The organism is Neobacillus dielmonensis (assembly GCF_000612665.1).
Lineage (GTDB): Bacteria > Bacillota > Bacilli > Bacillales > Cytobacillaceae > Neobacillus > Neobacillus dielmonensis.
The window spans coordinates 1-12729 of sequence record NZ_HG942067.1 but is presented as its reverse complement, the minus strand read 5'-3'; the positions used below and the strand labels follow the sequence as shown (position 1 = coordinate 12729).

Genomic DNA, 12729 nt, shown 5'->3' with positions numbered 1-12729 from the left:
ATCTAATACGAGTTCACTATAAGGTCAACCATCTGGTCTTCCACTTCTTTGCCTTTTTCATCGTCAAGTAGATTATTTAACATAATAGAGAAGATGAGTGCCCGACCACTTTTCGTCATAAGATAACCTGATAAAGTACTGACCGTGGAAATGGATCCTGTTTTTGCTTTTATCATCCCCCGCAAATGGGCCATACGGTTTCTAAGCGTACCGCCAACCATCTTTTCACCATCCCCAGCAACAGGCAAGGAATGCAGATAGGCCGGAAACCACTTTTCCTTTTGAATCGCGAATAGCAATTTGGAAATTTCATTAGCTGAAATCAGGTTAACATGAGAAATGCCGGACCCATCCCTGATCACCATCGTGTCGGTGTTAACACCTAATTTTTTGATTTCTTCCGTTAGTACTTCCAGTCCGTTTTCCCAACTGCCAACTCCTGTAACCATTTTTCCCATTTCCTTAATAAAGATCTCCGCGTGGGTGTTATTGCTTAATTTCATAAATGGGATGAGCAACTGAGAGAGTGGTATTGAACGCCGGGAACATACCAGTTCAGCACTGTCAGGAACAATGCCAGATTCCAATTCCCCTGATAGTTGAATCCCATGTTCTTCTAATGATTGTTTAAAAAGAGTCAGGGCAAACCGCGTCGGGTCCCAGACCGCGATCCATTCTTTCAGTCCCTCTGAATGGATGGGCAATGCCCCTTTAACCAAGATGGTATTTTGGGCATGTATTCGCTCAAAAATAATTTCTTCTTCTCCGCTTTCAGCGGTTATGGCCTGGTTGAGGGTTTGTACATAATCAGTTTTAGGGGTAACCTCCACTTGGACTAGATCTCCGGCCTTTGAACCAGGAGTAAGCGTGATTTCAACTGCACCTGCATCAAAATCGGAAGTTGGGGAGGCAGTTATAGCAGAAATTTGTGCTCCATAATAAAACGTTTCATCCGTCCATGTTAGATCTTGGGAGTAACGGACATCGTCATACCAAGAATCATCACCAATCAGGTTTCCCTCAATTTGTTGAATTCCAAGGGTTTTTAGTTTTTCAGCTATTTTGTCAAAATCAGCTTTCAGTAAAGTCGGGTCCCCTTTTCCTTTTAAAAAAAGATCCCCGAAAAGGCTATGATTTTGTATCAAACCCGTGCTATAGATTTCCGTAGGGAAGGTATAATCCTCACCTAATACATTAAGAGCGGCAGCGGCCGTAAACAGTTTCATGTTCGATGCCGGCCGCAGGCGAATAGCACCATGGTGTTGATAGATTATATTTCCATCTTCAATGGACCTGATACTAATTCCTGCAATCGCCCCCTGGAGGTCGGCACACGATTCTATCAATATATTCAACTTTTTTTCAAGGAATTCTCTATTCATTTGTTCATCTATAAAACCAAAAGTTTCCATCTACTAAAATTCCAGCCTTTCGTTTTTTTCCAGTTTAACATGCTGAACGCTTCCCTAAAAGGATATTATCTGTAAAGTTTGAAAACTTCTATATGATCCCGAATAAATGCCCAATTCTGCGGAGCGGGCAGACTAATCTGCCAAAAAGTCGTACCCGATAGCTGATAAATATCCATTAGCCGATATTTTTCTAGTAAACTTCTTATATCTTCAAACCGAACGATATGTTCTTCCGCCCCCCGCCAATAACGAAACCATGGTGACTTGTTTGAAGCGTCATATTGAATGGAGGTACCTGTAGATATCGCCAAATTCTGAGCCGCCAAAATAGAGAAGGCTGTGGTTGCTTTCGTTGTGGTCACTTTATCATAGCCATACAAGGCAATCGCCACCTGCAGTTTAGAAGAAGGTATTTGGGTTAAAGAATACTGAATCACCTGTTCCATCCAGGGAATCGGCGCAATCGGGTCAGGTGGCCCGCCTGGATACCCATAATCAATGGTCATAACAGCAACCAGGTCTGCTGCCCTGCCAATGGCAGCGTAATCATAGGCACCGATAATCCGGTTCGTCGGGATATCCTCCGTTTTAGCATGGACATTCACTTGCAAAATCAAGTTGCCAAGTGCCGATTTTAAACCAGATAAAAAACTGCTGAAATCGTTGCGTCTAGCAGGGGGAATAAATTCAAAGTCGATGCTGATGCCGCCAAATCCCCTTTGCCTGGCTAAATTCACGATACTAGCAATTAGATTGTTTCGATACCTGGAGTTCCCCAGTACATCACCTGCTAGGTTAGGACTGAAATTCCCGCCAGCAAAATTACGGATCATCAATAATGGGGTGATATTTAACTCTTTGCATCTTGCAACAATGGAAGAATCCTCTATTTCGTTATAAGCATATCCCTCGGATGTAAATGAATATGCTACAATGGCGAGAAACGTTAATTCCTTGGAAATAGCCCCTAATGTAGGTAGAATGGCGCTTGCATCATAAGGAATAAGAAAACCAAGGGTTGCTAAACGTAATTTAAGGGGGGATGGAATGTTAATGACTTGCCCAATGGAGAGCAAATTAGTGTTTATGCCAGGGTTGGCTGATAAAATAGCCTCAGGAGTTGTCTGAAAAACTTTTGCCAGACTCCAATCATTGTCTCCCGCTTTAATTTTATAGGACCGCATAAACGTCGTGTGATCTGGAAGATATAGCGCTAAACCGGGAACAAGACTCTTTTCCGATGGCAGACCATTTGTCGACATGATCGTTTGCAGCGGCACACCATACGTATTTGAAATGCTCCATAAACTATCACCAGCACCCACAACATGAACTGTCATCTTTTCACACCCCTTTTATACTCATCATATGGGCAAATGGATATATTATACTTTAGGTTTTTGTAATTTAAACACAAACAACCATGCTGGTCATTTTAGCATGGCTGTTTGTGTAGTCTTCATCCGTTCCAGTTAACATGTCGACTTTTTAAAATCACTGTTCCTGTTCGTACCAATACTTTCTATACTTAGCCCTATAGCAGGCATCACACGTAGGAAAGGGATGATCCCAGGAAAGTTTTTTTCCGCAGTTTCTGCATCTTTTTACAAACTTTTTGATATCGGTTCGCAACCGTTCCTGAACTTTGTCACTAATTTCAAGACGCAGCCGTTCCCAATACATCGCTTCCGTCCGCTCTCCTAACCGATATAAAAATAACAAATGAAGACCAATCGCCTTATAGCTAAGTTCTAGCTCTTCGAGACTGCCCTCTTTGACAATTGGCTCTGGCAGCTCTCTACCTTGGACGATGGCATACATGGATGACTCCCATTGATTAATCAATGCAGGCTCATTTTGGGAAAAAGGCAAATGTAAAAAGCCGTATAAATCCATCAAGGAAAGGCGTGCCTCGATTTCGGTCCCAGCAATTTTTTCATACAACTGTTTTTCTTCATAAAGAGTAGCTTTTTTTGTCCCTTTAGGACTTTCGAATTTCTCCCAGAGTTCAAAGAACGTCCCCAAATCATGATAATAACGCTGAAACCGTTCAAATACACCATTGGTCGGAGCAATAGCAAAGGTATGGACAGGCTTATCTTCTTGAAGCAGCAAATGGCGCATTTTTTTTATGTCACTTGTAAATGCCACCTTGCCGACATCGTAAATCCCTTTTCTGCCGGCCCTTCCGGCAATCTGTTTGACTTCCTGTGAGGTTAGCAGTCTCCTTCTAGTTCCATCGAACTTTTCATTTTCCAGAAAAACAATCCTCCGTATGGGAAGGTTAAGCCCCATGCCAATTGCATCCGTTGCGACAATGACTTTTGTTTTACCTTCAATAAACAGCTCGATTTGTTTTTTCCTTGTTTCAGGTGGCATACTTCCATAAATCATGCTGACAGAATGGCCATCATTTTGTAATCTTGAGGCCATTTCCAAAACCCGTCTTCTGGAAAAACAAATAAGGGCATCTCCTTTTTTTACATGCTTAATATGAAATTCCTTGTTTTCCACCTCTAGCGGGGTATCACGGCTATACTCATTTAACTCAATATCGGAATCACCCAAAAGCTCCAGCAGCATTGGTTTGGAATTTCGGCTGCCAATAATATGAACCTCCGCGGCATTGGCTTTAGTAATCGCCTTGTACCAAGAAAAGCCTCGGTCCTTATCGGTGATCATTTGGGCTTCATCTATTACAACCACTTGGTAATATTCCTTTTCGTGGAACATTTCAACTGTACAGGAAATATGGTTCGCATCAGGGATGACTTTTTCTTCTTCTCCTGTTTTTAACGAGCATGGAGTTCCTTCAGCATTTAACTTGTCATACACTTCAAGTGCAAGCAGCCTCAAGGGTGCTAAATACAAACCGCTTTCGGCTTGCTTCATTTTTTCTAATGCATGATGGGTTTTTCCGGTATTGGTTTCACCGATATGCAGAACATAATGAATCTGCCCTCTAAGTGACGGGTCATATTCTTTTCCAAAAATATCCCGCATCATGCGTTCTTCTTCTTCTTTTCTTCTCTGTAACTCGGCCATTTCTTCGGCCCGTCTTCTCTCCTGCTCGTGTATATCCTGCTCCAATATTTGCTTATGAAGCTGGAGGTCAAATGGCACCTCAGCCAGTCTTAGCAGGTCATTAAGGTACTCTTCCTGAAGATCCTCAAAATAATATCCGGAAACATCATACAACAAATCAGATATTGTGCCTCTCACGAAGGATGTAGTTAAAGGTTCCTGAAAAGTTTCCACAAATTCTCGTTTTAATTGATCGGGAATATTTTCCAATACCTTCTCTGGAATCAGATCCGATATGTAATCAGAGATTAAGCTCTCATAAACATAAAAGTAGGTCTCATATTCATAGTAACTTCTACCCCAGTCAAGCGTCGATTGGATTTCTCCTGTCAATTCCTTAAAGAACTGATCCACTGTCCTGTATGCTCCGGGATTAAAAGAACCTTCACTGGTTAATTTCTCTTCTAATGAGGAAGGATCCATGGATTGAAATTTGATATTGTTTTTAAAATCGGCAGCCAATTGTTTGGCCGCAAAATAACGGATATATAAATAAAAAATCTGATAGTGGCCCTCCATTATCCGAATCGCCGTTTTCACCATTTTATCTTGAAGGGCTGACTTTATCTCTTCCCGCTCTTTTATTACTTCTCGCAGTGTAAACGCCTCTTTCGCGTTCTGGTAACGTTTGCGCCACTCCTCGTTCTTGCCAGCAAAAATACCGGTAACCCAGGAAAGGGCATCAAAGGGCTGATACATCCTCATTTCATCACGAAAAAGCTTATTAATAAGTTTTCGGTCAACCCCTTGTACTTCAAAGCCCTTTTCAGTTAAATATTGCTTTTTTTCATTCTTTGGGACATCGTTTGTTGATTTGTTCAGCCACACATTAGTCCAAAGTTGCTCCAGATAATGGCCACGGTCTATCAAGTATTGTTCAAAAGAAGGCGCTGTCTCCTGTCTTTCTAAATAGCGGTCGATATCTTCATACACTTTTAATTTGGTATGTTCTATCGCCTGAGGGTAAATCGCCATTAATTTGCTCATCCCTGCCCCTCCAATCATTTTGACATTTTCATTTCCTTTTGTCTTAATCTTATGTATAATGTTCGTATAGAAGCGCATATAGTAAAAAAGACCGAGCAGAACTTACAGGAAACCGCTCGGCTTTGCAATAGCTGACTTCCCATGATTGGGGATCGGCGAAACAGTAATCCACCTCTCCTGCTTGCCGGCTCAAGGGTGGATTATTTTTTTCGGTGAAACGACAGTACCGTGACAATGAGACTGGCAAACGATACAGCAAACATCAATCCCTGGTACACTGTCAAAAGCATCACCTCCTTTCTGACAGGAGATGTGCCCCACCCTTGAAAAGTCCTATTCTATTGCATGTTACATTATAGCATTGATTTAACAATCGAACAAGTGTTCCTTATAGATTATTCTGCTCACAATATTTGTCTACTAGGTCCTCTATTTGGTCCATTTCAGGGAATTTTCCTGAAAACTTAAATCTTATTTCCTCTATAAACTTCTCTTTATTATAGACATGGATTGCTCCATTTTGTTGAATCACACTATATTCCGGTACAAAGCGGTATCCGTTTCTTTCAATAGCTCCCATGTATATTCCTCACTTTTTAATTTTAGCTCTGGTACATTTGGCTGTTGATTGCAGCCCCAGCCCTGTACAACCGCAGGACACTGAAATTCATCTCGAATCCGCCCACGTACGAAGAAAATGCGATACCACAAGGAAAGCATCCATGAACTTTCTTCGCACGAAATGATGCGATAGCATCATTGAAGATTTTCGAGGAGTCGAGCGCATTCCGCTCCAATCAACAAAGAAAAAATCAACATGATCATTTAACGTTTAACAGAGCCTAATTTTTTTATAGTATAAGCAAAAATATGGGGGCTAATCCGGTTTATGCTTACATAATAAGAGAACGGTGCCTATTGACACCGTTCCATTCTTTTATGCAGTAGTAAATACTTCTTGTTTATTTTCCTGATGGCGAATAGCAGCCTGGGCTGCAGCCAAACGAGCAAGTGGCACCCGATACGGCGAACAACTGACATAATTTAAGCCCGTTTTATAACAGAAATCGATCGAGCTTTTTTCTCCTCCATGCTCACCGCAAATACCGGTTTTTAAAGAAGGCTTTGTCAAGCGGCCAAGCTGGACACCTGTTTCTACCAGCTTTCCGACCCCCTCTTGGTCTAACACGGCAAACGGATTCTCCGGGAGAACTTTGTGTTCAATATAGGCTTGCAGAAATTTACCTTCCGCATCATCACGACTAAAACCAAAGGTGGTTTGAGTTAAATCATTAGTTCCAAACGAGAAAAAGTCGGCTTCCTCGGCAATTTTGTCAGCAGTTAAAGCTGCTCGTGGTATTTCAATCATCGTACCGATTGTGTAATGAATGGTTGTTCCTGTTTCCTCCTGCACTGTTGATGCTGCATTAACTACCAGTTGGCGCATTTGTTTTAATTCATTGACATGCCCGACAAGCGGAATCATAATTTCTGGTTGAACTTCGATCCCTTTCTCTGCTAATTTTGCTGCTGCATAGAAAATGGCTTTAGCTTGCATATCATAGATTTCTGGATAGGTCATACCCAAACGGCAGCCACGGTGTCCAAGCATTGGGTTAAACTCATCCAGTTGACGAACCTTCTTCAATAGCTGTTCTTTTTGCTTCAACTCCTTTGATTGTGGGTCCAAGATTTGAAGCTTTGTTACCTCTACTATCAGTTCTTCTTTATAAGGTAGGAATTCATGGAGCGGTGGATCTAATAATCGAACTGTGACAGGGTAGCCTTGCATTGCTTCAAAGATTCCCTCGAAGTCACCCTGCTGCATTGGCAAGAGCTGTTCGAGCGCTTCCATTCTTTCCTCATAATTATCTGCCAATATCATTTTTTGCACGATTGGTATCCGATACTGATCCATAAACATGTGTTCTGTTCGGCACAAGCCAACTCCTTCAGCCCCAAACTCGAATGCTTTCTTGGTATCTTCAGGATTATCTGCATTGGCACGAACTCCGATTTTCCGTTCCTGATCTGCCCATCCTAATAAAAGCTGAAATTCGGGTGATAACTCTGGATCAATCATAGAAATTTCCCCCAGCATGATTTCACCTGTCGATCCATCAATGGTAATAGTGTCGCGGTAATGGACCACCCTATCCCCTACAGTAAATTTTTTTGATCTTAAATCAATTTTGATTGCCTCACAGCCACAAATACATGCTTTCCCCATACCGCGAGCAACAACCGCTGCATGGCTGGTCATTCCACCTCGGCTTGTTAATACCCCTTGAGAAGCCACAATCCCATGTATATCATCAGGGGTAGTTTCAGGACGGACCAGAATAACCTTGGTGCCCTCATTACCTAATTGCTCCGCTTCATCAGCATCAAACACAACCTGGCCTGTTGCTGCCCCTGGTGATGCAGGCAGTCCCTTTGCCAATACTTTACGAGTGGCTGTGTCATCAATCCGGCGATGCAGCAATTGATTTAATTGGTCCGGATCAACATGGAGCAATGCGGTTCTTCTGTCAATGATGCCTTCTTTCACCATATCAACGGCAATTCGAATCGCTGCCTGTGCCGTCCGTTTACCGTTACGTGTTTGCAAGATGAATAGTTTTCCTCGTTCAACGGTAAATTCAATATCTTGCATTTCTTTATAATGCTGCTCTAATCGGTGGCTAGTTTCAGTAAATTGCTGGTAAACTTCGGGCATTTCTTCCTTCAAGGCTGCTATCGGCTGCGGCGTGCGAATCCCCGCCACTACATCCTCTCCTTGAGCATTAATTAAGTACTCACCATAAAGTACGGGTTCTCCGGTAGACGGATTCCTGGTGAACGCAACACCTGTCCCAGAGTCATTACCCATGTTACCGAAAACCATACTTTGAATATTTACGGCGGTACCAAGATGATCTGGTATTTTGTTCAAGCGGCGGTATACAATCGCCCGCTGGTTATTCCAAGAATCAAATACGGCATTAATAGCAAGAAACAGCTGCTCTTTTGGATTTTGAGGAAAATCTTTTCTTGTATGTTTTTTGACGATCTGTTTGTAACCCACAATCACTTCCTGCCAGTCTTCTGCAGTCATTTCCGGGTCTGAAACATATCCTTTTTGCTCTCGTGTCTCTTCTAAAAGCTGTTCAAAATAAAACGTATCGATATTAAGTACCACATTGCTAAACATTTGAATAAAACGGCGGTAGGAATCGAAAGCAAACCGTGGATTATTGGTTAATGCTGCTACCCCTTCCACCGTTTCATCATTCATCCCGAGGTTTAAAATGGTGTCCATCATTCCAGGCATAGAAAACACGGAGCCGGAGCGGACCGACACTAGCAAAGGGTTTAGCGGGTCCCCCAATTTTTTTCCCATTCTTTCTTCTAAACAGGCTAAAGCCTCCAATGTCTGTCTTTCAACCAATTCTGGGACGGTTTTATTAGATTCATAGTAGGTATTACAAGCATGGGTGGTAATCGTAAATCCATAGGGGACAGGCAACCCAATACGGGTCATCTCCGCTAAATTTGCCCCTTTCCCACCTAGCAGGTCACGCATATTTCCATTTCCTTCATGGAATAAATAGACGAACTTCTCCATAATCCACTAACTCCTTTCCTTTTTTAAAATATCCAGAATTAAACCGGCTGTTTCTTCAATGGCTTTATTGGAGACATCAATGACCGGACAGCCAACACGTTTCATAATTTTCTCGGCGTAATCCAATTCATCCAGAATCCTTTGGAAACTTGCATAATTCGCTTTTGAGGCTAGACCCAAAGCTCTTAATCTCTCTTTTCTAATTTCATTTAATTTATTCGGAGAGATAATCAAGCCGATACAATTTTTCCTCGGCACCTGATATAATTCCTCCGGCGGCGGTACTTCCGGTACCAATGGAACATTTGCCACTTTAAATCGCTTGTGTGCCAAATACATGGACAATGGCGTTTTTGATGTCCTAGATACTCCAATTAACACAATGTCTGCTTTTAAAATGCCGCGTGGATCTCGCCCATCGTCATATTTAACAGCAAACTCAATTGCTTCAATTTTCCGAAAATACTCCTCATCCAATTTCCTCATCAGTCCAGGACGGTGATGTGGCGGCTTATGAAACCTTGTCTCAAACGCATTCATCAACGGACTTAGTAAATCCACAGCAGTAATCCTTTCTTCGCTTGCTCTTCTATCTAAATACTCCTTTAAATTAGGAATAACAATGGTATAGGCGATGATGGAATGATCTCTTTTTGCTAAAATCAAAACATCCTCGATATCTTCAATATCTTCAACATAAGAACTGCGGCGGATTTCTACATGACCTCCGTTAAACTGTGTTGCCACTGCTTTTACAACGAACTCAGCTGTTTCCCCAACTGAGTCACTCACCACATAAACCACTTCTTTCTGAACCAACTGCAGCCCTCCCTTAGACAGTTTTACCTTCCATGATTTCTACATATGCCCTTGTTATCGTAGTTTTGGTTATTCTCCCCAATAACAAATATGTATTTTTCTGCTGATCTACTTCCTTCACAACAGGTAAAGAATCTATATGATAATTGATCATTTTTTTTGCTGCCTCGAGTAACGACTCCTCAGGAAAAATAGTAATGATATTGGGCATTCGTGTCATAATGACACTGACCGGTAATTCCTGGAGATTTCTATTACCTAAAGCTGCCCTAAGTAAATCCTTTCGAGAAATCACTCCCGCTAAATGTCCTTCGGAATCAACCGTATATAAAGTGCCCACATCTTCTAAAAAAAGCTGAACTACAGCATTGTAAACTGACGTTGATTTTTCAACTACAATTGGATGTGCCTTAAAGTCTGCAACCTTCTGATAAATAAACTGTTGGGCTTGCTGTTTCAATTCAAACTTGTCATTAAAATAATATCCAACCCTGGGCCTGGCTTCCAATTTTCCTGACATCGTTAAAATGGCCAAATCCGGTCTTAATGCTGCTCTTGTTACGGAAAGCTTATCAGCAATCTTCTTCCCCGTTATTGGACCATTTTGTTTCACTATTTGTAAAATTTCATCCTGACGTTTGCTAAGTTTAATCATTACCACCCCCTTTATTTGATTAATTAGGGTATATTCTTTGGTTTCTCAACAATTATGCTATACTTATTTATATTTAGTATATACTATTTAAAATGAATTCGAAACCACTATTTTTACAAATTTACTTATTTTAAATATAATTAAAAAATCTCGCCAGATTGGCGAGATAGATTACTTTTGACAATTCGGACAATAAAATGTCTTTCGTGAAGAGACCATTTGTTTGATAATAATTGTCCCGCACCGATGGCAGGGCTGACCTTCACGATCATATACTTGACAGTGTTCATTGAATCCCCCTGTTTTTGTATCCCCTGAATAAAATGGATTATCCATGTACCCGCCCAGTCTAATGCCCTCTAAAAGTACAGTTTTCATGGACTGATATAATTGACTTTTCACAGGATCATCGAGATCATCAATATCTTTTATAGGCAGTATCCCAGCGTGAAAACAGATTTCTGCAGAATAACAATTTCCAATTCCAGCAATAAACTCTTGGTCAATTAGTGTTGTTTTTAACCGCCCATGTTTTTTATTTAATCGATTAATAAATTCAATTGCGGTAAAATTGGGGTCTAATGGTTCGGGGCCTAAGTGAGACAGTTTGTCTTGTGTTTCCTGGGGATTATATAGGTGCAAGTATCCAAGCCTAAGCCCAATAAAATAAAGATGCTCGTTGCCAAATGAGAGGCGAACCTGAATCGTACGTTTAGGCTTGTCTGATTCCTGTCCAAAAAACATCCATCCCCCCAACATCAGATGAAGTAAAAGGACATATCCGTTTTGCAGGTGAAACAGCAAATGCTTACCTCTCCGACTAACATTCAATACTTTTTGGTGCAGGACTGTATTAGTAAAAAGCCCTGCATTAATGTTGATTGACTTTTCCCGATTGATTTGTATATCGGTAATGTCTTGGCCGGCAATTTTATGGTTTAAATGTATTTTATAATTTTCCATTTCTGGAAGTTCAGGCATCTCAGATTCCCCCATTGCTTATGCTTTTCCTTTAGAATTTCCTAATATGGTTTTGATTAATAAGAAAATTAGTGGAAGTCAATGGAGCACATAAAAAAACCGAATTCAATAAGAACTCGGTTTAATGGGCCTAAATGGACTTGAACCATCGACCTCACGCTTATCAGGCGTGCGCTCTAACCAGCTGAGCTATAGGCCCTAAAATTAAATTATAAATATATGGCAGGGGCAGCAGGAATCGAACCCACACCAAAGGTTTTGGAGACCTTTGTTCTACCTTTAAACTATGCCCCTATAGGATGGAGGGGGACGGATTCGAACCGCCGAACCCTGAGGGAGCGGATTTACAGTCCGCCGCGTTTAGCCACTTCGCTACCCCTCCAAATCAATGGCGGAGGAAGAGGGATTCGAACCCCCGCGCGGTTTAACCCGCCTGTCGGTTTTCAAGACCGATCCCTTCAGCCGGACTTGGGTATTCCTCCAAAAAAAAGCCATACTCTAATTGGTAGCGGCGGAGGGGATCGAACCCCCGACCTTACGGGTATGAACCGTACGCTCTAGCCAGCTGAGCTACACCGCCATGTTATTATTTAAATTGGAGTCTAGCGGGATTGAACCGCCGACCTCTTGCTTGCGAAGCAAGCGCTCTCCCAGCTGAGCTAAGACCCCGAAGGATCGGGAAAACAGGATTTGAACCTGCGACCCCTACGTCCCGAACGTAGTGCTCTACCAAGCTGAGCTATTTCCCGGAAGAGAGGATGCCGAGGACCGGAATCGAACCGGTACGGTAGTCACCTACCGCAGGATTTTAAGTCCTGTGCGTCTGCCAGTTCCGCCACCCCGGCATATTGGAGCGGAAGACGGGATTCGAACCCGCGACCCCCACCTTGGCAAGGTGGTGTTCTACCACTGAACTACTTCCGCAAAAATCACTGATGCGGGTGAAGGGACTTGAACCCATACGGTATTACTACCACTAGAACCTGAATCTAGCGCGTCTGCCGATTCCGCCACACCCGCAAATTTAAATAAATGTTATAAAACTGGGGATTATTCCCTCAAAACTAGATAATCAGAAGAAACTTTCATAAACTCGAGTTCGCTTTAAAATGACTTGGTTAAGTCCTCGATCGATTAGTATCAGTCAGCTCCACACGTCACCATGCTTCCACCTCTGACCTATC

Annotated in this window: 8 protein-coding genes and 10 tRNA genes; all 18 read right to left on the bottom strand. The window is 42.1% G+C overall.

Annotation, left to right across the window (positions count from 1 at the left end; translation table 11 throughout):
- Positions 1–2: 2 nt before the first annotated feature.
- The 18 genes from dacB to BN2425_RS13740 all read right to left on the bottom strand — a co-directional run bounded on the left by dacB (position 3) and on the right by BN2425_RS13740 (position 12565).
- Positions 3–1412, bottom strand: coding sequence for a D-alanyl-D-alanine carboxypeptidase/D-alanyl-D-alanine endopeptidase (dacB, locus tag BN2425_RS13825; protein WP_042460570.1), 1410 nt, complete (start codon positions 1410–1412; stop codon positions 3–5).
- Positions 1413–1477: 65 nt separating this feature from the next.
- Complete coding sequence (locus tag BN2425_RS13820) at positions 1478–2752, bottom strand: LysM peptidoglycan-binding domain-containing protein (RefSeq protein ID WP_042460567.1); 1275 nt, start codon at positions 2750–2752, stop codon at positions 1478–1480.
- 154 nt (positions 2753–2906) lie between these two features.
- The gene (locus BN2425_RS13815; RefSeq protein WP_042460564.1) at positions 2907–5483 is read right to left on the bottom strand and encodes a DEAD/DEAH box helicase; all 2577 of its coding nucleotides are present in this window, start codon (positions 5481–5483) and stop codon (positions 2907–2909) included.
- A 388-nt stretch (positions 5484–5871) separates the two neighbouring features.
- Positions 5872–6063, bottom strand: a complete 192-nt coding sequence (locus BN2425_RS13810) for a YbxH family protein (protein ID WP_042460560.1) — start codon at positions 6061–6063, stop codon at positions 5872–5874.
- A gap of 357 nt (positions 6064–6420) precedes the next feature.
- On the bottom strand, positions 6421–9090 hold the full coding sequence (ppdK, locus tag BN2425_RS13805; RefSeq protein WP_042460558.1) for a pyruvate, phosphate dikinase: 2670 nt from the start codon (positions 9088–9090) through the stop codon (positions 6421–6423).
- A 6-nt stretch (positions 9091–9096) separates the two neighbouring features.
- On the bottom strand, positions 9097–9909 hold the full coding sequence (locus BN2425_RS13800) for a pyruvate, water dikinase regulatory protein (RefSeq protein ID WP_042460555.1): 813 nt from the start codon (positions 9907–9909) through the stop codon (positions 9097–9099).
- A gap of 13 nt (positions 9910–9922) precedes the next feature.
- Positions 9923–10564: a helix-turn-helix transcriptional regulator gene (locus BN2425_RS13795; RefSeq protein ID WP_042460552.1), complete on the bottom strand. Its 642-nt coding sequence runs from the start codon at positions 10562–10564 to the stop codon at positions 9923–9925.
- Between the two features lie 171 nt (positions 10565–10735).
- Complete coding sequence (gene mutM, locus BN2425_RS13790; protein WP_042460549.1) at positions 10736–11545, bottom strand: bifunctional DNA-formamidopyrimidine glycosylase/DNA-(apurinic or apyrimidinic site) lyase; 810 nt, start codon at positions 11543–11545, stop codon at positions 10736–10738.
- Between the two features lie 125 nt (positions 11546–11670).
- A tRNA-Ile gene (locus BN2425_RS13785) sits at positions 11671–11744 on the bottom strand.
- A 21-nt stretch (positions 11745–11765) separates the two neighbouring features.
- A tRNA-Trp gene (locus BN2425_RS13780) sits at positions 11766–11839 on the bottom strand.
- A 6-nt stretch (positions 11840–11845) separates the two neighbouring features.
- Positions 11846–11927, bottom strand: a tRNA-Tyr gene (locus BN2425_RS13775).
- Positions 11928–11934: 7 nt separating this feature from the next.
- Positions 11935–12027: transfer RNA gene (locus BN2425_RS13770), tRNA-Ser, on the bottom strand.
- Between the two features lie 21 nt (positions 12028–12048).
- Positions 12049–12125, bottom strand: a tRNA-Met gene (locus tag BN2425_RS13765).
- A 16-nt stretch (positions 12126–12141) separates the two neighbouring features.
- A tRNA-Ala gene (locus BN2425_RS13760) sits at positions 12142–12214 on the bottom strand.
- Between the two features lie 6 nt (positions 12215–12220).
- Positions 12221–12294, bottom strand: a tRNA-Pro gene (locus BN2425_RS13755).
- A gap of 10 nt (positions 12295–12304) precedes the next feature.
- Positions 12305–12390: transfer RNA gene (locus BN2425_RS13750), tRNA-Leu, on the bottom strand.
- 4 nt (positions 12391–12394) lie between these two features.
- A tRNA-Gly gene (locus tag BN2425_RS13745) sits at positions 12395–12469 on the bottom strand.
- Positions 12470–12481: 12 nt separating this feature from the next.
- Positions 12482–12565, bottom strand: a tRNA-Leu gene (locus BN2425_RS13740).
- Positions 12566–12729 lie beyond the last annotated feature (164 nt).

Coding starts and splice junctions, on each gene's coding strand:
- dacB (WP_042460570.1), bottom strand. CDS start 1,412: ATGGAAACTTTTGGTTTTATAGATGAACAAATGAATAGAGAATTCCTT.
- BN2425_RS13820 (WP_042460567.1), bottom strand. CDS start 2,752: ATGACAGTTCATGTTGTGGGTGCTGGTGATAGTTTATGGAGCATTTCA.
- BN2425_RS13815 (WP_042460564.1), bottom strand. CDS start 5,483: ATGAGCAAATTAATGGCGATTTACCCTCAGGCGATAGAACATACCAAA.
- BN2425_RS13810 (WP_042460560.1), bottom strand. CDS start 6,063: ATGGGAGCTATTGAAAGAAACGGATACCGCTTTGTACCGGAATATAGT.
- ppdK (WP_042460558.1), bottom strand. CDS start 9,090: ATGGAGAAGTTCGTCTATTTATTCCATGAAGGAAATGGAAATATGCGT.
- BN2425_RS13795 (WP_042460552.1), bottom strand. CDS start 10,564: ATGATTAAACTTAGCAAACGTCAGGATGAAATTTTACAAATAGTGAAA.
- mutM (WP_042460549.1), bottom strand. CDS start 11,545: ATGCCTGAACTTCCAGAAATGGAAAATTATAAAATACATTTAAACCAT.